At 42.5% G+C, this 16,232-nt stretch carries 18 protein-coding genes; 16 read left to right on the top strand and 2 right to left on the bottom strand.

Features of this window, described 5'->3' with window-relative positions:
• Window positions 1–7 precede the first annotated feature (7 nt).
• Window positions 8–898, top strand: a complete 891-nt coding sequence (locus tag CRO04_RS11025; RefSeq protein ID WP_097004296.1) for a DUF2953 domain-containing protein — start codon at window positions 8–10, stop codon at window positions 896–898.
• Window positions 899–915: 17 nt separating this feature from the next.
• Window positions 916–1,329 carry a GerW family sporulation protein gene (locus tag CRO04_RS11020; RefSeq protein ID WP_097004295.1) on the top strand — a complete coding sequence of 138 codons (414 nt, stop codon included), beginning with the start codon at window positions 916–918 and terminating at the stop codon, window positions 1,327–1,329.
• Between the two features lie 289 nt (window positions 1,330–1,618).
• On the opposite strand, the gene rpmB is transcribed toward CRO04_RS11020, so the two are convergent.
• Window positions 1,619–1,804 (bottom strand): 50S ribosomal protein L28, encoded by a 186-nt coding sequence (gene rpmB, locus CRO04_RS11015; RefSeq protein ID WP_097004294.1) that lies wholly within the window; start codon window positions 1,802–1,804, stop codon window positions 1,619–1,621.
• A 168-nt stretch (window positions 1,805–1,972) separates the two neighbouring features.
• Here rpmB and CRO04_RS11010 point away from each other — a divergent pair, with 168 nt between their 5' ends.
• From CRO04_RS11010 to CRO04_RS10970, 9 genes are all read left to right on the top strand, one after another.
• The gene (locus CRO04_RS11010; protein WP_097004293.1) at window positions 1,973–2,329 is read left to right on the top strand and encodes an Asp23/Gls24 family envelope stress response protein; all 357 of its coding nucleotides are present in this window, start codon (window positions 1,973–1,975) and stop codon (window positions 2,327–2,329) included.
• A gap of 14 nt (window positions 2,330–2,343) precedes the next feature.
• A complete protein-coding gene (locus CRO04_RS11005) occupies window positions 2,344–4,014 on the top strand; it encodes a DAK2 domain-containing protein (RefSeq protein WP_097004292.1) in 1,671 nt (556 codons plus the stop codon).
• A gap of 97 nt (window positions 4,015–4,111) precedes the next feature.
• Window positions 4,112–6,163, top strand: coding sequence for an ATP-dependent DNA helicase RecG (recG, locus tag CRO04_RS11000; RefSeq protein ID WP_097004291.1), 2,052 nt, complete (start codon window positions 4,112–4,114; stop codon window positions 6,161–6,163).
• Window positions 6,164–6,192: 29 nt separating this feature from the next.
• Window positions 6,193–6,846 (top strand): DUF975 family protein, encoded by a 654-nt coding sequence (locus tag CRO04_RS10995; protein WP_097004290.1) that lies wholly within the window; start codon window positions 6,193–6,195, stop codon window positions 6,844–6,846.
• Window positions 6,847–6,943: 97 nt separating this feature from the next.
• Window positions 6,944–7,552: a uridine kinase gene (gene udk, locus CRO04_RS10990; protein WP_097004289.1), complete on the top strand. Its 609-nt coding sequence runs from the start codon at window positions 6,944–6,946 to the stop codon at window positions 7,550–7,552.
• A gap of 159 nt (window positions 7,553–7,711) precedes the next feature.
• Window positions 7,712–7,915, top strand: a complete 204-nt coding sequence (locus CRO04_RS10985; protein WP_097004288.1) for an alpha/beta-type small acid-soluble spore protein — start codon at window positions 7,712–7,714, stop codon at window positions 7,913–7,915.
• A gap of 141 nt (window positions 7,916–8,056) precedes the next feature.
• The gene (gene rsmD / locus CRO04_RS10980; RefSeq protein WP_097004287.1) at window positions 8,057–8,620 is read left to right on the top strand and encodes a 16S rRNA (guanine(966)-N(2))-methyltransferase RsmD; all 564 of its coding nucleotides are present in this window, start codon (window positions 8,057–8,059) and stop codon (window positions 8,618–8,620) included.
• A gap of 18 nt (window positions 8,621–8,638) precedes the next feature.
• A complete protein-coding gene (gene coaD / locus CRO04_RS10975) occupies window positions 8,639–9,127 on the top strand; it encodes a pantetheine-phosphate adenylyltransferase (protein WP_097004286.1) in 489 nt (162 codons plus the stop codon).
• Window positions 9,128–9,146: 19 nt separating this feature from the next.
• Window positions 9,147–9,728: an HrpE/YscL family type III secretion apparatus protein gene (locus CRO04_RS10970; RefSeq protein ID WP_207654433.1), complete on the top strand. Its 582-nt coding sequence runs from the start codon at window positions 9,147–9,149 to the stop codon at window positions 9,726–9,728.
• On the opposite strand, the gene CRO04_RS10965 is transcribed toward CRO04_RS10970, so the two are convergent.
• Window positions 9,685–10,611, bottom strand: coding sequence for a nucleoside recognition protein (locus CRO04_RS10965; RefSeq protein WP_097004285.1), 927 nt, complete (start codon window positions 10,609–10,611; stop codon window positions 9,685–9,687). The genes CRO04_RS10970 and CRO04_RS10965 overlap by 44 nt on opposite strands.
• A 51-nt stretch (window positions 10,612–10,662) precedes the next feature.
• On the opposite strand from CRO04_RS10965, the gene CRO04_RS10960 reads away from it, so the two are divergent.
• Genes CRO04_RS10960 through CRO04_RS10940 form a run of 5 tightly spaced genes read left to right on the top strand, consistent with a single transcriptional unit; the run spans window position 10,663 to window position 16,212 of the window.
• On the top strand, window positions 10,663–11,472 hold the full coding sequence (locus CRO04_RS10960) for a M23 family metallopeptidase (protein WP_097004284.1): 810 nt from the start codon (window positions 10,663–10,665) through the stop codon (window positions 11,470–11,472).
• Window positions 11,473–11,515: 43 nt separating this feature from the next.
• Complete coding sequence (locus CRO04_RS10955) at window positions 11,516–12,880, top strand: RsmF rRNA methyltransferase first C-terminal domain-containing protein (RefSeq protein WP_097004283.1); 1,365 nt, start codon at window positions 11,516–11,518, stop codon at window positions 12,878–12,880.
• Complete coding sequence (locus CRO04_RS10950; protein ID WP_097004282.1) at window positions 12,880–13,647, top strand: pseudouridine synthase; 768 nt, start codon at window positions 12,880–12,882, stop codon at window positions 13,645–13,647. The genes CRO04_RS10955 and CRO04_RS10950 overlap by 1 nt, the downstream gene beginning before the upstream one ends.
• On the top strand, window positions 13,616–14,281 hold the full coding sequence (locus tag CRO04_RS10945) for an HAD family hydrolase (RefSeq protein WP_097004281.1): 666 nt from the start codon (window positions 13,616–13,618) through the stop codon (window positions 14,279–14,281). The genes CRO04_RS10950 and CRO04_RS10945 overlap by 32 nt, the downstream gene beginning before the upstream one ends.
• Window positions 14,278–16,212, top strand: coding sequence for a YgiQ family radical SAM protein (locus tag CRO04_RS10940; RefSeq protein ID WP_097004280.1), 1,935 nt, complete (start codon window positions 14,278–14,280; stop codon window positions 16,210–16,212). Before CRO04_RS10945 ends, CRO04_RS10940 begins: the two co-directional genes overlap by 4 nt.
• Window positions 16,213–16,232 lie beyond the last annotated feature (20 nt).

Here is a 16,232-nt window from a genome sequence, read left to right as displayed (position 1 = left end):
GGTGTTCATGCTTCATATAATTTTATTTATTTTAAAACTGTTAGGGCTGCTGATCCTGATTCTGTCAGGACTTATTTTACTGGCAGTTCTGCTGGTACTTTTCGTTCCGGTCCGTTACCGTGGGGAAGGATCTTATTATAACCGAGTGAAGGGAAATATGAAGATTTCCTGGCTGCTACATATCCTTTCTGTCACGGTCCGGTATGAGAATGAAATTCTGATTGTTGTCCGTTTGTTTGGATTTCAAATTATGAAACCAAAAAAGATGGATGAGGAGATGAAGGAAGCTGAGGAAATTATGGTTCAGGCTATGGAGGTAAAGGAGCCGGAAACCGTAAAGGAAGCAAGACGATTGGGAGAGGATGTTAAAGATACAATCCTTAAAGATTCAGAGCCCCAAGAGCCTCAGCCGTCAGAACATGTTAAGAGAATGTCCTGGATTCGGACCTTATATTACAAGATAAAGAAGAAATTCATTCATATTCTAAACAAAATCAGGCATTTATACATGAGAATTTGTGACACTTGGAAGAACATGAAGAATAAGAAAGAGGAAATTCAGGCGTTTCTTACCAACACTCAGAATCAGAAGACAGCAAAACTGCTTTTCAGACAGGTAAAACGTCTGATTCATCATATTTTCCCTGTGAAGGGACATGGAACTGTGACCTTTGGTTTTGAGGACCCGGGTCTGACCGGACAGGTACTTATGGCGGCCAGCATGCTTTATCCGTTCTTTCATAAGAATTGGAATCTGTATCCGGTTTTTGACCAGCCCGTGTTTACCGCTGAGGGAACATTTCAGGGCAGGGTACGACTGGGAACAGTCCTTGTTATTGGTTTGCGGATGTTTCTTGATAAAAACTTCAGGGTTCTGTTGAAGAGATGGCTTCGATAAAGGAGGAATTGCGTTCAATGGCAGATAATTATTTTACGTCTACGGTAGAGGCACTGTTTAAAGGTATGGATGCCTTTGTTGCGACAAAGACGGTTGTGGGAGAAGCAGTAAAATTGGATGATACCATTATTCTGCCTTTGGTGGATGTGACCTGCGGAATGGCCGCCGGATCCTTTTCAGAAAATGCAAAAGAGAAGGGTGCCGGAGGAATGCATGCAAAGATGAGCCCCAGTGCCATACTGATTATACAAAATGGTGTGACAAAACTGGTTAATATCAAGCAGCAGGATGCGGTGACAAAGATTCTTGACATGGTTCCGGATTTTGTCAATAAATTTACGACAGGAAGTAAAGAGGTGTCGCCAGAGGCAATTAAGGTGGCAGAGGAAATGGCTGCTGCTGCAGAGAAAGAAAAAGCAGAAGAAGAATAAGAAAGGGATAAGCCGCATAGGATATTATATATAGCCTGAATGGATTGAGGGATGATATGAGAAGAGTATGCGGACTTATGCTGTTTTGCTTTGGAGCAGGTATGGCTATCCTACTGTTTATCCCGGCGACGATCGTTACAATTCTGTTTATAATTGGATGTCTGGTACTGGGATATAATCTGTTTTGTTGTTGACAGCTGATGTTATTATTGAGGCCCGATTGGATCAACCGGGTCTCATCATTATAAAAAAATACTCCTGACTGTCACCAGCCAGGAGTTTCCTACGATTAAGCTCTTTCAACTAATCCGGATCTTAAACAGGAAGTACATACGTACATCTTCTTAGCGCCGCCTGTTACTTTAACTTTAACGGACTTTACATTTGCTTTCCACATCTTATTGGATCTTCTATGGGAATGGCTCACTGCGTTGCCAAAGTGAGCAGCCTTTTCACAAATTGCACATTTAGCCATGATTGCACCTCCTTAAAAGTAACTTGGATTTTTATTGGTTGAAAAATCCACAACAAGTGTATGATAACAGAAATTACAACGATTTGCAAGTGAAAATTAAAAATTTGTTTCTTTTTTTGGAAAAATCATGTATAATCAAAACAGACAGAAAGAACGGAGGTAGAGACTATGAAGGGTTATATCAATAATAAACTGGGCGAAATCCAGGTAAGCCCCGATGTTATCGCTATGTACGCCGGAACAACTGCAGTTGAGTGCTTCGGTATTGTCGGTATGGCGGCTGTCAGCATGAAGGATGGACTCGTTAAGCTGTTAAAACGGGAAGGACTGACACATGGAATCAATGTTTTGATTCAGGACAACCATATCACTATTGATTTTCATGTGATCGTAGCATACGGAATCAGCATATCTGCAGTGGCGGATAATCTGATTGAAAATGTAAAATACAAAGTAGAAGAATTCACCGGTATGACGGTAGATAAGATTAACATCTTTGTCGAAGGCGTAAGAGTGATTGATTAAGGAGGAAACTACCTGTGGGTATGAAGTATATAGACGCAAAGATGCTGCAGAAGGCATTTTTAGCAGGTGCAAAAGAACTGGAAGCAAAAAAGGACTGGATTAATGAATTGAATGTATTTCCGGTACCAGATGGAGATACCGGAACAAACATGACAATGACCATTATGTCAGCTGCAAAAGAAGTGGCTGCTATTGAGAATCCGACTATGGAATCTCTGGCAAAAGCTATTTCTTCCGGTTCTTTAAGAGGCGCAAGAGGAAACTCCGGCGTAATCTTATCCCAGTTGTTCCGAGGTTTTACTAAAGAGATCGCAGCCGCTGACCAGGTGACCGTTACTATTATGGCTAATTCCTTTGTAAGAGCCACAGAGACAGCCTATAAGGCAGTTATGAAACCCAAAGAAGGAACCATTCTGACAGTTGCAAGAGGCATGGCAGAAAAAGCTGCTGAGCTGGTGACTGAGACAGAGGATATTATCGATTTCTGCCAACAGGTTATTGAACAGGGCGATTATGTGTTAAGCCAGACACCTGAGATGCTGCCTGTTTTAAAACAGGCAGGTGTTGTGGATTCCGGTGGTCAGGGACTGATGCAGGTAGTAAAAGGGGCATTTAATTTCCTTACAGGTAAGGAAGTTGATCTTACGGTAGAAACTGCCGGACGCAAGGAGACGGTATCAGGCTCCGAAGGTGTTGCTTTAAAAGAAGCAGATATTAAATTTGGATACTGTACAGAGTTTATTATTAATTTAGAAAAGCCTTATAACGAAAAGGCAGAGCTGGAATTTAAAGGTTATTTAGAATCCATAGGTGATTCTCTTGTCGTTGTATCAGATGATGATATTGTAAAGGTACATGTTCATACCAATGATCCGGGACTTGCTATTCAAAAGGCACTTACCTTTGGTTCCCTGTCCCGAATGAAGATTGACAACATGAGAGAAGAACACCAGGAAAGACTGATTAAAGAATCAGAAAAACTGGCAGCACAGCAGAAGGCAGAAGAAAAGAAATCTGAGCCAAGAAAGCCATATGGTTTTATCTCAGTATCTGCAGGAGAAGGGCTTGACGAGATCTTTAGAGGCATTGGAGCGGATTACTTAATTCAGGGCGGTCAGACCATGAATCCCAGTACAGAGGATATGTTAAACGCCATTGAACGGGTAAATGCGGACACAATCTACATTCTGCCAAATAATAAGAATATCATTCTGGCTGCGGAGCAGGCAAAAAGTCTGGTCGAGGGAAAGAAAGTAATCGTTATCCCCTCCAGGACGATTCCACAGGGTATCACTGCCATTATAAATTTTGCACCTGATTTATCCCCCGAAGAAAATGAAGCCAACATGACGGAAGAGATGTCACGTGTAAAGACCGGACAGATTACTTATGCAGTCCGCAATACCACCATCGATGACATTGAAATCGAAGAAGGTGATATTATGGCTCTGGGAGATCACGGCATTCTTTCAGTGGGAAAAGAGATTGAAACAACTGCTCTGAAATCACTGGAAGCCATGGTTGAAGAAGAATCGGAATTGATTACTATTTATTATGGTAAAGACGTGAGCGAAGAAGCTGCCAGTGCATTAAAGGAAAAAGCGGAAGAACAATTCATAAATTGTGAAGTGGAACTTCATTCCGGCAGTCAGCCAATTTATTATTATCTGATTTCCGTAGAATAAAAGGGGATCAGAGCATAGGATTCCGGGCAGACAAAACAACGGTCTGCCCGGTTTTTTTGAATTCTTCTAACTGAATTGAAAGGAGGCAGCTAAACGAATGAATCTAAAATCCATTGAAACACTAAAGGGAATTGGTGAAAAAACCAGCAGGCTCTTTCAAAAGATTGGAGTAGATACGATAGAAGATCTTCTGGAATATTATCCAAGGGCATATGATACGTATGAGGAACCCTCACCTATCGCCGAAATCAGACCGGATACCGTAATGACAGTGGCCGGAATGCTTGAGAGAACACCTGATGTGAAACGATACAGCCGTGTACAGGTTGTTACAGCCAGTTTAAGAGATGGATCCGGTACACTGCAGCTGATCTGGTACAATATGCCTTACCTGCATGCGACGCTGAAAGCGGGTATGCGGGCAGTACTGCGCGGCAGAATTATAAAGAAAAGCGGACGGCTTGTTATGGAACAGCCGGAGGTCTACACGCCGGAAGCCTATGGAGAAATACTTCATTCCATGCAGCCAGTTTACGGTCAGACGAAGGGACTAAGCAACAAAACTATTGTACGCGCTCAAAAACAGGCACTGGCTTCGCGCCGTATGATACGGGATTATCTGCCTGCAGATCTGCGAAAAAAGCATGAGCTTGCAGAATACAATTTTGCCATTGAACATATCCATTTTCCAGCCGACAGGAAGGAACTTTTGTTTGCAAGAAAAAGGCTGGTTTTTGATGAGTTCTTTCTCTTTTTAATGGCTGTCAGACGATTAAAGGATAAAAGAGTGAACAAGACCAGTCCCTTTGAAATTCAATTGTCAGAGGAAGTGAACTCCTTTCAGGCCAGTCTGCCTTATTCTTTAACAGGCGCACAGCAAAAGGTACTGGATGAAGTCTATGCGGATATCACCGGCGGCCAGGTTATGAATCGTCTGGTACAGGGGGATGTGGGGTCAGGAAAAACTATTATTGCCATACTCGCTTTGATGCAGGCCGCCTTTAACGGTTATCAGGGCGCGTTAATGGTTCCTACGGAAGTTCTTGCCAGACAGCATTATGAATCAATGATGGATCTGTTTGACAAATATCAGATCCCAAAGGTGCCTATTCTTGTTACCGGCTCCATGACTGCAAAGGAGAAGCGAATTGCTTATGAGAAAATAGCAGCCCATGAAGCGGATATTATAATAGGAACGCATGCGCTTATTCAGGAGAAGGTCATCTATGATAATCTTGCACTGGTTATTACCGATGAACAGCACCGGTTTGGTGTGGGACAGAGAGAACTTCTTGGAAAAAAAGGAAAAGAGCCTCACGTAATGGTTATGAGTGCAACTCCCATACCCCGAACTCTGGCTATTATTATTTACGGTGATCTGGATATCTCTGTAATTGATGAGCTTCCTGCCAATCGTCTTCCTATAAAGAACTGCGTGGTGGATACGGGATATCGGAAAAAAGCATATGATTTCATAAAAAAAGAAGTTTCAGCCGGTCGCCAGGCTTATGTGATCTGCCCCATGGTAGAGGCAAGTGAAATGATCGATGCGGAGAATGTTATTGATTATACAGCATCTTTAAAAAAGGCGCTTCCGCAAATCAGTATCGAATATCTTCACGGTAAGATGAAAGCAAAGGAAAAGAATTCTATTATGGAACGGTTTGCAGCCGGTGAAATTTCCGTTCTTGTTTCCACTACGGTAGTTGAGGTTGGAGTAAACGTACCCAATGCGACAGTCATGATGATTGAGAATGCAGAACGGTTCGGTCTTGCCCAGCTTCACCAGTTAAGAGGCAGGGTCGGTCGTGGCAGACATCAGTCTTACTGCATTCTGGTGAATGGTTCCGGTCAGGATGGGACGAAGGAGCGTCTGGATATCTTAAACAAGTCCAATGACGGTTTTTTCATTGCTTCGGAAGATTTAAAATTAAGAGGACCAGGCGATATATTCGGCATCCGGCAAAGCGGAGAGCTGGAATTTAAACTGGGTGATATTTTTACAGATGCAAATCTGTTAAAAACGGTATCAGACGAAGTAAAGCATATTTTTTCAGAAGATCCGGATCTTAAAAAAGAGGAAAATACAGAGCTGAACAGAAAGCTCAGTGAATATCTGGAGAAAAGTTACGACAGGCTGAATCTGTAAGTAAGAAAGCATGAAAAAGGAGGCGCAGTATGAATAGGGAAGCTTTAAAAACAGATGCGAAAGATGCTATGAGTCAGGCATTGGTAAGCCCATATCTGGTTACTGTTATTATGGGAGTAATCCTCACGGTTTTATCTGTAATCCAGCTTTTTCTGGATAAATGGGAGGAAATACTAGAAAATACCCATGCAGATCTGCACCAATGGCAGTCATTTATTATATTTAGTATTGCTTTCTTTGTAATATATTTTATTATAAGTACATTACTGGAATTTGGTTATTCCACTTACTGTTTAAAAGTGGCAAAACGTGATGAATCCATGTCCTATGGAGACTTGTTTTCCAGTGCATACTATTTACTAAAGGCACTGGGACTTTCCCTGATGATAGTGATATTTATTACGTTATGGACCCTTTTGCTGATCATACCGGGAATTATTGCTGCTTTGCGCTATTCCCAGGCTGTTTTTATTATGGTTGAAAATCCTGATAAAGGAATTTTCCAATGTATCAGGGAGAGCAAGGAAATCATGGACGGACATTTATGGGAATATTTTGTTTTAAATTTGTCTTTTATATTATGGATTTTACTTGCAGGAGTCACATGCGGTCTAGCATATATTTATGTATATCCCTACATGACTGTCACACTGGCAAATTATTATATTCAGATAAAAGATTAAATGCAGATACAGCCAGGAAAACCATTGAATTTGGCAGGGCTTTCTGTTAGAATAAATTTTGTGTGAACAGGACCAGATAAGTGGAGGATTGCGGAAGATGAATTGTGTTATAATAGGAATTGCCGGTGGCACCGGATCAGGAAAGTCAACATTTACCAACCGGTTGAAAGAAGCATTTTGTGATAATATAGCAGTTCTTTACCATGATAATTATTATAAACGTCAGGATGGGGTTCCTTTCGAAGAAAGAAAAAAGATGAATTATGATCACCCGGAAGCATTTGAGACAGAGCTTTTACTGGAACAGCTGGCTGCACTGCGAAACGGAGAATCGGTTGAGTGTCCGATATATGATTATTCCAAACACAACCGTTCTGACAAGTTCGTTAAGGTGGCGCCTAAAAAGGTTATTTTAGTTGAAGGTATTCTGGTATTTGCAGATGAACGATTAAGAAATATGTTTGATATTAAGATTTTTGTTGAGGCGGATGCAGATGAGAGGATCTTACGCCGCGTGATCCGTGATGTGAAGGAACGGGGAAGAGATATTGAAGGGGTTGTGGAGCAGTATCTGACTACGGTTAAGCCTATGCATTATCTCTATGTAGAACCTACCAAGCCAATGGCAGATGTAATTATTAACAGCGGCATGAATGAGGTGGCATTCCAGCTTGTTAAAACGAATATTGAAAAGATACTGAGCTAAGGCTGATTTGAAGTGTTTAATATTTTCCTTTAAATAACATTTTACGAAAAACCTTCTAGTGTATTTCACCTTATTAGAGACATAATAGGAGTGTAGCACAAAACACACCATGAAAAAAAGTTTTGACATGGTGAATAGATGAAAAGGAGGCATTTTATTATGTCAGGAAAATCTAACACTACAAATGTACCAGAAGCAAAAGAAGCAATGGATCGTTTCAAAATGGAAGTAGCAAACGAATTAGGAGTACCGTTAACCAATGGTTACAACGGCAACTTAACTTCCGCACAGAACGGTTCCGTAGGCGGATATATGGTTAAGAAAATGGTTGAAGCCTATGAAAGACAGGTTGCAGGTAAATAATCTGTAAACATCAAAAAGGAGCTACAGTCCGGTAATCATTCATTTGATTAAGAAAGGAGCTGCGGCTCCTTTCTTTTTGTGTTGTATAATTTCTATATTCATACTATAATAGTCTGGAAAAACAATGTGAGGAAACTATATATGAGAGTAATCGCCGGAAAAGCCAGAAGGCTTATTTTAAAAACAATAGAGGGTCTGGATACGAGACCAACAACTGACAGAATAAAAGAAACACTTTTTAATATGATTCATGACCAGATCCCGGACTGCTGTTTTCTGGATTTGTTCTCCGGAAGCGGAGCTATCGGAATTGAGGCCTTAAGCCGGAGTGCGAAACTGGCAGTAATGGTGGAACAAAACCAGAAAGCAGCGGAGTGTATCCGGGAGAATTTAAAGACAACACGTCTTCAGGATGATGCAGTCGTCATGAACTGTGATGTTTTAGCAGCCTTGAAGCGTCTGGAGGATAAAGATTATCTGTTTGATGTTATATTTATGGATCCTCCCTATCGTATGGAATGGGAAAAACGGGTTCTGGAATATCTCGCCGCTTCCTCCCTGATCAACGAAGACACTACCATAATTATCGAAGCTTCTCTGGATACGGATTTTGATTATCTGAAGTCCATGGGATATGAGATTACAAGAGAGAAGAATTACAAAACCAATAAGCATGTATTTGTAACAAGAACTGAAAAAGAATAGATAAAAGGAAGAGACAATATGAGAAAAGCAGTATATCCGGGAAGCTTTGATCCGGTGACCTATGGTCATCTAGATATTATTGAGCGCTCGGCAAGAATGTGTGACCATTTAATTATTGGAGTTTTAAATAATAATTCAAAAACTCCGTTGTTTTCTGTAGAAGAACGTGTTAATATGTTAAAGAGCCTGACGATTAATTTAGAGAATGTAGAAGTAAAATCTTTCGGAGGGCTGTTAATCGATTTTGTACGAGCCAATCAGGCGGAAGCGGTAATCCGCGGGCTTCGGGCTGTAACGGATTTTGAATACGAATTACAGATTGCACAGACAAACCGGGTGATTGCACCAGAGGTGGACACTGTGTTTTTAACAACGAATTTAAAGTATTCCTACTTAAGTTCCAGCATTGTGAAGGAAATTGCCTCTTATGGCGGTGAGATAAACGCGTTTGTGCCTCAGGAGATTGCAGAACGTGTAAGGAAGAAAATAGAAGATAGAACGAAATAAAGCAAGGAGTGTCCGTATTATGATGAGCAGAATTGAACAGTTAATCGGTGAAATAGAAGAATATATTGACAGTTGTAAGTACCAGCCCCTTTCTAACAGTAAGATTGTGGTGAACAGAGATGAACTGGAAGAGCTGCTGGTGGAACTGCGTCTTCGGATTCCCGATGAGATCAAACAGTATCAGAAGATTATCAGCAACAGGGATGCCATTATGGGCGAAGCCCGTCAGCAGGCTGATTCTATTCTGGCCCAGGCCAATGCCCAGACCAATGAACTGGTGAATGAGCATGAGATTATGCAGAAAGCATATGCCCAGGCCAATGAGATTATAGAACAGGCTCAGGTCCAGGCACAACAGATCGTGGAACAGGCTGTTGCTGATGCGAACGGGATCCGCCAAAGCTCCGTTCAATATACAGATGATATGTTAAAGAGTCTGCAGACGATCATCAGTCACTCCATGGAGGGTGCACAGGGGCGTTTTGACGCTTTTATGACTTCCATGCAGTCAAGCTATGATATTGTATCATCTAACCGTCAGGAGCTGACAGGAGCTGTTATACAGACGGCAGAAGTACCGCAAGACGGGTCAGCAGAATAAAAAGTAGGATTGTAAGGAGAGTATGTATTGCTTTCCATGCTACATAGTGCCGGATGGATAATCCGGCATTTTTTATGACACTCTTTGTCTGAAAGACACCGGAGAAGCCGCCGAATGCTGTAACTGCACTGATCCATAATCCGCCCCCCATTCCAGTAAATGCATGGGAAACTGCCTGGATCCCTGTAGTGATTTCCACAAATCCAAGAAGTACTGCCTTATATTCCGGTGAAAGGAAGCCAAGCTTCATGATATAAAAGACCACGATGGAAAAAAGCATGATATATCCGCCGATTTTCACCATTACCTCACAGGAATCCATAAGGCTTTCATCAAAAGATTTTACGGATTCTTTTGATACGGGTAAGGAACGAAACGGACGTTCCACCCGGTAACAGATGCGGGCTGCAAGGGATACCGGTATAACAGGGAGATAGATACAAAGCAGAAGAATCCAGACCGGTACAGTTTTTGGAAGTGCAGAGGCTGCATATCCCAGAAGAAACATGGGGCTGGGATGATTACAGACTGCTAATAAATATTTCCCCTCCTTTTGCGTAATCCTGTTTTCATCCATAAATTCGCTGCAGGTTTTGGCGCCCATGGGATAGCCGCAGAGCAGGCCGGAAACGAAGGTATAACACCCGGCATCAGACAGGCAGAAGAACCGGTGCAGAAGCTGTCTGACCGGAAATATCAGAATATGTATGGCATTTAAGGAAACAATTACATTGGAACAGATCATAAAAGGAAGAAGCGTGGGAACTACAACACTGCCCCAAAGAATCAGTCCGCTTTTGGCTCCTTCAAATGCGGTATCATGTAAAAAGAGCAGCAGAAACAGCGCAGCGACAGAAAGAAGACGGATGAAGGATTTTTTCATACCCACCTGAATAGATTGTTTTATACAATATATTGAGAAGGCAAGATTGATATGATGGTGATTGTTTTTTTAATCCTGATCCTTTCCGTATTTCATGTGACCATGATTGATTATCTCTATAATAATCCCACGTTTTATCAGCTGAATGCCTACACATGGGAGAGTGATGATTTCAGAAGTATGCAGCTTGGGAAAATAGTAGCAGGCTGGGAGGAGATCGACTATGATACCCTCACCTCCCTGATGGTAGAACACCAGTATGATTTAACAAAGGTGAAGGATGTAACCGTACATACAAACAGACTTTTAAAAGTAAAGCCTGCAGAATACCGAAAGTTAAAAAAGGCGTATGAAACCATACTGGGTGATCTTAAGTATTTTCCTGTTCCTGAAAATACTGATCCGGATTTTCCTCGTGTTAAATTTGAAGATGGCTGGATGGAAAGCCGCTCTTATGGCGGAGAACGGGGACATGAAGGCTGTGATGTAATGGGAAATGAAAAACCCAGAGGCACCTATCCCATCATCAGCATCAGTGACGGAGTCGTGGAAAAGGTGGGCTGGCTGGAAAAAGGCGGCTGGCGGCTGGGGATACGGACTCCGGGGGGAGCCTATTTGTATTATGCCCACCTCTATGGTTACAGCAGAGAGTGGAAAAAAGGAGATAAGGTGAATGCGGGTGAGCTGCTGGGGTTTATGGGGGATACCGGTTACAGTAAAGTGGAAGGAACCACCGGGAATTTTGATGTGCATCTGCACCTTGGAATTTATATCCGGACAGATCACAATGAGGAGATGAGTGTTAATCCTTACTGGATCCTTAAATATCTGGAGAAATACCGGTTGAAATATTCATATTAGTATATTAAGATTGCTTACATAGAGAAGAAATAGGAGTAAAAAAGTGAAGGAAATTAAAATTTCGGAAGAATTTTTAAGCAGGATGAAGGACTTGCTGGGGACGGTAGAATATGAAGCCTATCTAAAAAGCTTTGAAGAAGAACGGCTGTATGGCCTGCGTGTCAATACGTTAAAGATCTCCCCGGAAGAATTTCAGGATATAACAACATTAAAGCTTCATCCGGTTCCCTGGATCAGCAATGGTTATTATTATGAAGGTGTGGAGCGTCCGGCAAAAGATCCCTATTATTATGCCGGGCTTTACTATCTGCAGGAACCCAGCGCAATGACACCGGCCCATATGCTTCCGGTTGAACCGGGAGATAAGGTTCTGGATCTTTGTGCTGCACCAGGTGGAAAAAGCACGGAGCTTGGCACAAAACTGAACGGGAAAGGACTTTTGGTATCTAACGATATCAGCAATTCCAGGGCACGGGCACTATTAAAAAACCTGGAGCTATGGGGAATCGAAAATATCTGTGTTACCAGTGAGGAGCCGGAAAAATTAAAAACGGTATTTCCAGGCTTTTTTAATAAGATTCTGGTGGATGCACCCTGTTCGGGAGAAGGAATGTTCCGAAAAGATGCAGATATGGTGAAAAGCTATGAAGAGCATGGACCGGAATATTATGCGGCGATACAGACTGAAATCGTTGGACATGCGGTTGAGATGCTGGCACCAGGCGGTCTTTTGATGTATTCTACCTGTACCTTCTCCATCTGCGAAAATGAAGATATTATCCGCCATATCCTGAAAAACCATGAGGATATGGAACTGGTGAAGCTGCCGCTGTTTGAAGGAGCTTCAGACGGTATCGGACTGTCAGGCTGCTTTCGCCTGTTTCCCCATAAAATCAAGGGAGAAGGTCATTTCATGGCTCTCTTAAAGAAAAAGGGGGAACCGGTTTGGGGAGAGAAGGAAAAGCCAGAATGCAGAAAAGCAAAAGAATTGCCGGAAGAATTATCTCAGTTCCTCTCAATGATATCAAAGCCGTTTATCACCTCCCGAATCGAGATTAAGAATAACTGTGTCTATTACCTTCCGGAGTATTTTCCGGAAGCTGGACGGAAGCTCCGTTTTCTTCGTACAGGTCTTTTACTGGGTGAGATGAAAAAGGAACGTTTCGAACCATCCCAGGCACTGGCTCAGTCTCTCACATGTGAAGAATTTAAGCAGACAATCTCGTTTCAAAAGGAAGATGAGAGAGTGATACGGTACTTAAAAGGGGAAACTGTTTTTTTGACAGAATCAGATGGAAGAAAAAAAGGCTGGATCTTAATCTGTGTAGACGGATTTCCTCTGGGATTTGCCAAAGGAAATGGTGATACGCTGAAAAATAAATACAATCCGGGATGGCGGTGGCAGTAATGAAAGAAATCCGATTAGATAAATATTTAGCTGAAATGGGAGAAGGAACAAGAAGCCAGATTAAGGAAATGGCACGAAAAGGAAGGATTACCGTAGACGGCATTCCTGAGAAAAAGCCGGAACGCAAGCTGATTCCAGGGCAGAATGTAATCGCAGTTGACGGAAGAACAATCTCTTATGCAGAATTTGAATATTATATGCTGTGCAAACCTCAGGGGGTGGTGTCAGCCACAGAAGATAACCGGTACCAGACTGTCATTGATTTGATTACGGACCGGAAACGGGGAGATTTATTCCCGGTGGGAAGACTGGATATCGATACGGAGGGTCTTCTTCTCATTACCAATGATGGGGATCTGGCTCATCAGCTTTTGTCCCCTAAAAAGCATGTGGATAAGGTGTATTATGCCAGAATAGAAGGAGTAATTCCTGCAGATGCAGTCAAACGCATGGAAGAGGGAGTAGTTCTGGAAGACGGAACATTAACGATGCCTGCCGGTCTTGAAATTCTGGAATATGGAACTCCTTCCTCGATTCTCCTGACGATCAGGCAAGGGAAATTTCATCAGGTAAAACGAATGTTTGAAGCTTTGGGGTGCAGTGTGGTATACTTAAAGAGACTCTCTATGGGCAGCTTAAAGCTGGATGAAAATTTACAGCCTGGTGAGTACCGCCCCCTTACCGGGGAGGAAATTGATCTGTTAAAGCGTCACGGAAAGGAAGAAAGAACAAAAGATGTTAAATCAGAAAAAAGCGGTAATTTTTGATCTGGATGGAACCTTGGTGGATTCCATGTGGATGTGGAAATCCATTGATATAGAGTTTTTAGGCAGCAGAGGCATTGCCTGCCCCGATGATCTGGAACGGGAAATTGAAGGAATGAGCTTTACGGAAACTGCCTTTTATTTTAAAGAGCGGTTTCATCTGGAGGAATCTCTGGATGTGATCAAGGGAATCTGGACAGATATGTCCCTTGATAAGTATAAAAATGAAGTTCCCTTAAAACCGGGGGCAGGGGAGTTCCTCGCTTACCTTGCGTCACAGGGCATTCATACAGGAATTGCCACCAGCAACGGAAGAGAGATGGTGGATGCTGTGATTGAATCCTTAAAAATAGGGAAGTATTTTAAAATAGTGGTCACCTCCTGCGAAGTAGCGGCAGGAAAGCCTGCACCTGATATTTATTTAAAGGTGGCAAAGGAACTGGCTGTATTGCCGTCCCAGTGCCTTGTATTCGAGGATGTACCTGCAGGAATTATGGCAGGAAAAAGGGCAGGCATGACAGTCTGTGCGGTTGATGACGAATTTTCCAGGGGACTGGAAGACGAGAAACGGGAACTTGCGGATTATTTTATTTACGATTATTACCAGTTGTTAAAAAGAAATGGAGTTAACTCATGATGCACGACTATCTTCCAATCACCAGGGCGGATATGAATATCCGGGGGTGGAAACAATGTGACTTTGTCTATGTAACAGGAGATGCCTACGTAGACCACCCCTCTTTTGGACCCGCTATTATCAGCCGTCTGCTAGAAGCTCACGGCTACAAGGTAGGGATGATAGCCCAGCCCGACTGGAAGGATCCTTCCAGTATTTCTGTTCTCGGTGAACCACGGCTTGGATTTCTGGTTTCCGGCGGAAATATGGATTCTATGGTAAACCACTATTCTGTATCAAAAAAGAGACGACAACAGGATTCCTACACTCCGGGAGGCGTTATGGGAAAGCGCCCCGACTATGCAACTACCGTATACTGCAATCTGATCCGTTCCGTTTATAAAAAAGCACCGGTGATTATCGGTGGTATCGAAGCCAGTTTAAGGCGTCTGGCTCATTATGATTACTGGTCGGATCGTTTGAAGCACTCTATTTTAATCGACTCCCAGGCAGATTTAATCTCCTATGGAATGGGAGAAAAATCCATTGTGGAAATAGCAGATGCATTAAACAGCGGCATTGATATCCGGGATATAACTTTTGTGGAGGGAACTGTCTACAAAACAGACAGCCTGGAGTCTGTATATGATGCCCAGCTTCTTCCGTCTTATGACAGTATGAAAAAAGACAAACTGGAATATGCAAAAAGCTATTATATTCAGTATAGCAACACAGATCCTTTTATTGGGAAGCGTCTTGTGGAACCATACAAGGACAATTTATACGTGGTTCAGAATCCTCCGGCCAAGCCGTTGTCTACAGAAGAGATGGACCGGGTTTATTCGCTTCCTTATATGCGTAATTACCACCCGTCCTATGAAGAACTGGGCGGAGTTCCTGCTATCAGGGAGATTAAGTTCAGCCTTATAAGCAATCGCGGATGTTTCGGCGCATGCAGCTTCTGTGCACTCACATTCCATCAGGGAAGAATCATACAGGCCAGAAGCCATGAATCTCTCATTGAGGAAGCAAAGTGGCTGACTGATGAGCCTGATTTCAAAGGCTATATCCATGATGTTGGAGGCCCTACTGCGGATTTTCGGTATCCAGCCTGTGAAAAACAGATCGGGAAAGGTGCCTGTCCAAATAAACAATGCCTGTTTCCGGAACCATGTAAGAATTTAAGAGCGGACCATTCTGATTACATTGAACTTTTAAGAAAGTTAAGAAATCTGCCCAAGGTAAAAAAAGTATTTATCCGTTCTGGTATCCGTTTTGATTATGTGCTTGCGGACCCGGGTAAGAAATTCTTAAAAGAGCTTTGTGAATACCATGTCAGCGGTCAGTTAAAGGTAGCACCGGAACATGTGGCAGACAAGGTTCTAAATAAGATGGGCAAGCCGAAAAATGATGTCTACCGCCGGTTTGTAAAGGAATATAACGATATGAACGGACGGCTGGGATTAAAACAGTATCTGGTCCCTTATTTAATGTCCTCCCACCCGGGGTCTGGTCTTTCGGAGGCCATTGAGCTTGCCGAGTATTTAAGGGATCTGGGTTATATGCCGGAACAGGTACAGGATTTTTATCCTACGCCTTCAACAATATCCACCTGCATGTATTATACCGGCTATGATCCCAGAACGATGGAACCGGTATATGTCCCTACTAATCCTCATGAGAAGGCCATGCAGAGAGCATTGATCCAATACCGGAATCCGAAGAATTATGACCTTGTGGCAGAGGCACTTACGAAAGCAGGAAGAACTGATTTAATAGGATTTGACAAAAAATGTCTGATCCGTCCCAAATATGGACAAAAACCGGGTTTTTCCCAGGATAAAACCGGGAAAGATTATGGAAACAGGAAAAAGGGGGAGACAGCGGGAGGTCAGCGGGAACGCAAGAAAAAGACCATCCGTAATGTTCATAAAAAATCAACAAAGAAATAGAATAAATGTCTGATTGAAAG

The organism is Lacrimispora amygdalina, assembly GCF_900205965.1.
In the GTDB taxonomy this organism is placed as follows: Bacteria; Bacillota; Clostridia; order Lachnospirales; family Lachnospiraceae; genus Lacrimispora; species Lacrimispora amygdalina_A.
Note: the sequence above shows the minus strand (reverse complement) of the source record. Positions and strands in the feature narration are given on the sequence as shown.

Coding starts and splice junctions, on each gene's coding strand:
- CRO04_RS11025 (WP_097004296.1), top strand. CDS start 8: ATGCTTCATATAATTTTATTTATTTTAAAACTGTTAGGGCTGCTGATC.
- CRO04_RS11020 (WP_097004295.1), top strand. CDS start 916: ATGGCAGATAATTATTTTACGTCTACGGTAGAGGCACTGTTTAAAGGT.
- rpmB (WP_097004294.1), bottom strand. CDS start 1,804: ATGGCTAAATGTGCAATTTGTGAAAAGGCTGCTCACTTTGGCAACGCA.
- CRO04_RS11010 (WP_097004293.1), top strand. CDS start 1,973: ATGAAGGGTTATATCAATAATAAACTGGGCGAAATCCAGGTAAGCCCC.
- recG (WP_097004291.1), top strand. CDS start 4,112: ATGAATCTAAAATCCATTGAAACACTAAAGGGAATTGGTGAAAAAACC.
- CRO04_RS10995 (WP_097004290.1), top strand. CDS start 6,193: ATGAATAGGGAAGCTTTAAAAACAGATGCGAAAGATGCTATGAGTCAG.
- udk (WP_097004289.1), top strand. CDS start 6,944: ATGAATTGTGTTATAATAGGAATTGCCGGTGGCACCGGATCAGGAAAG.
- CRO04_RS10985 (WP_097004288.1), top strand. CDS start 7,712: ATGTCAGGAAAATCTAACACTACAAATGTACCAGAAGCAAAAGAAGCA.
- rsmD (WP_097004287.1), top strand. CDS start 8,057: ATGAGAGTAATCGCCGGAAAAGCCAGAAGGCTTATTTTAAAAACAATA.
- coaD (WP_097004286.1), top strand. CDS start 8,639: ATGAGAAAAGCAGTATATCCGGGAAGCTTTGATCCGGTGACCTATGGT.
- CRO04_RS10970 (WP_207654433.1), top strand. CDS start 9,147: ATGATGAGCAGAATTGAACAGTTAATCGGTGAAATAGAAGAATATATT.
- CRO04_RS10965 (WP_097004285.1), bottom strand. CDS start 10,611: ATGAAAAAATCCTTCATCCGTCTTCTTTCTGTCGCTGCGCTGTTTCTG.
- CRO04_RS10960 (WP_097004284.1), top strand. CDS start 10,663: ATGATGGTGATTGTTTTTTTAATCCTGATCCTTTCCGTATTTCATGTG.
- CRO04_RS10950 (WP_097004282.1), top strand. CDS start 12,880: ATGAAAGAAATCCGATTAGATAAATATTTAGCTGAAATGGGAGAAGGA.
- CRO04_RS10945 (WP_097004281.1), top strand. CDS start 13,616: ATGTTAAATCAGAAAAAAGCGGTAATTTTTGATCTGGATGGAACCTTG.
- CRO04_RS10940 (WP_097004280.1), top strand. CDS start 14,278: ATGATGCACGACTATCTTCCAATCACCAGGGCGGATATGAATATCCGG.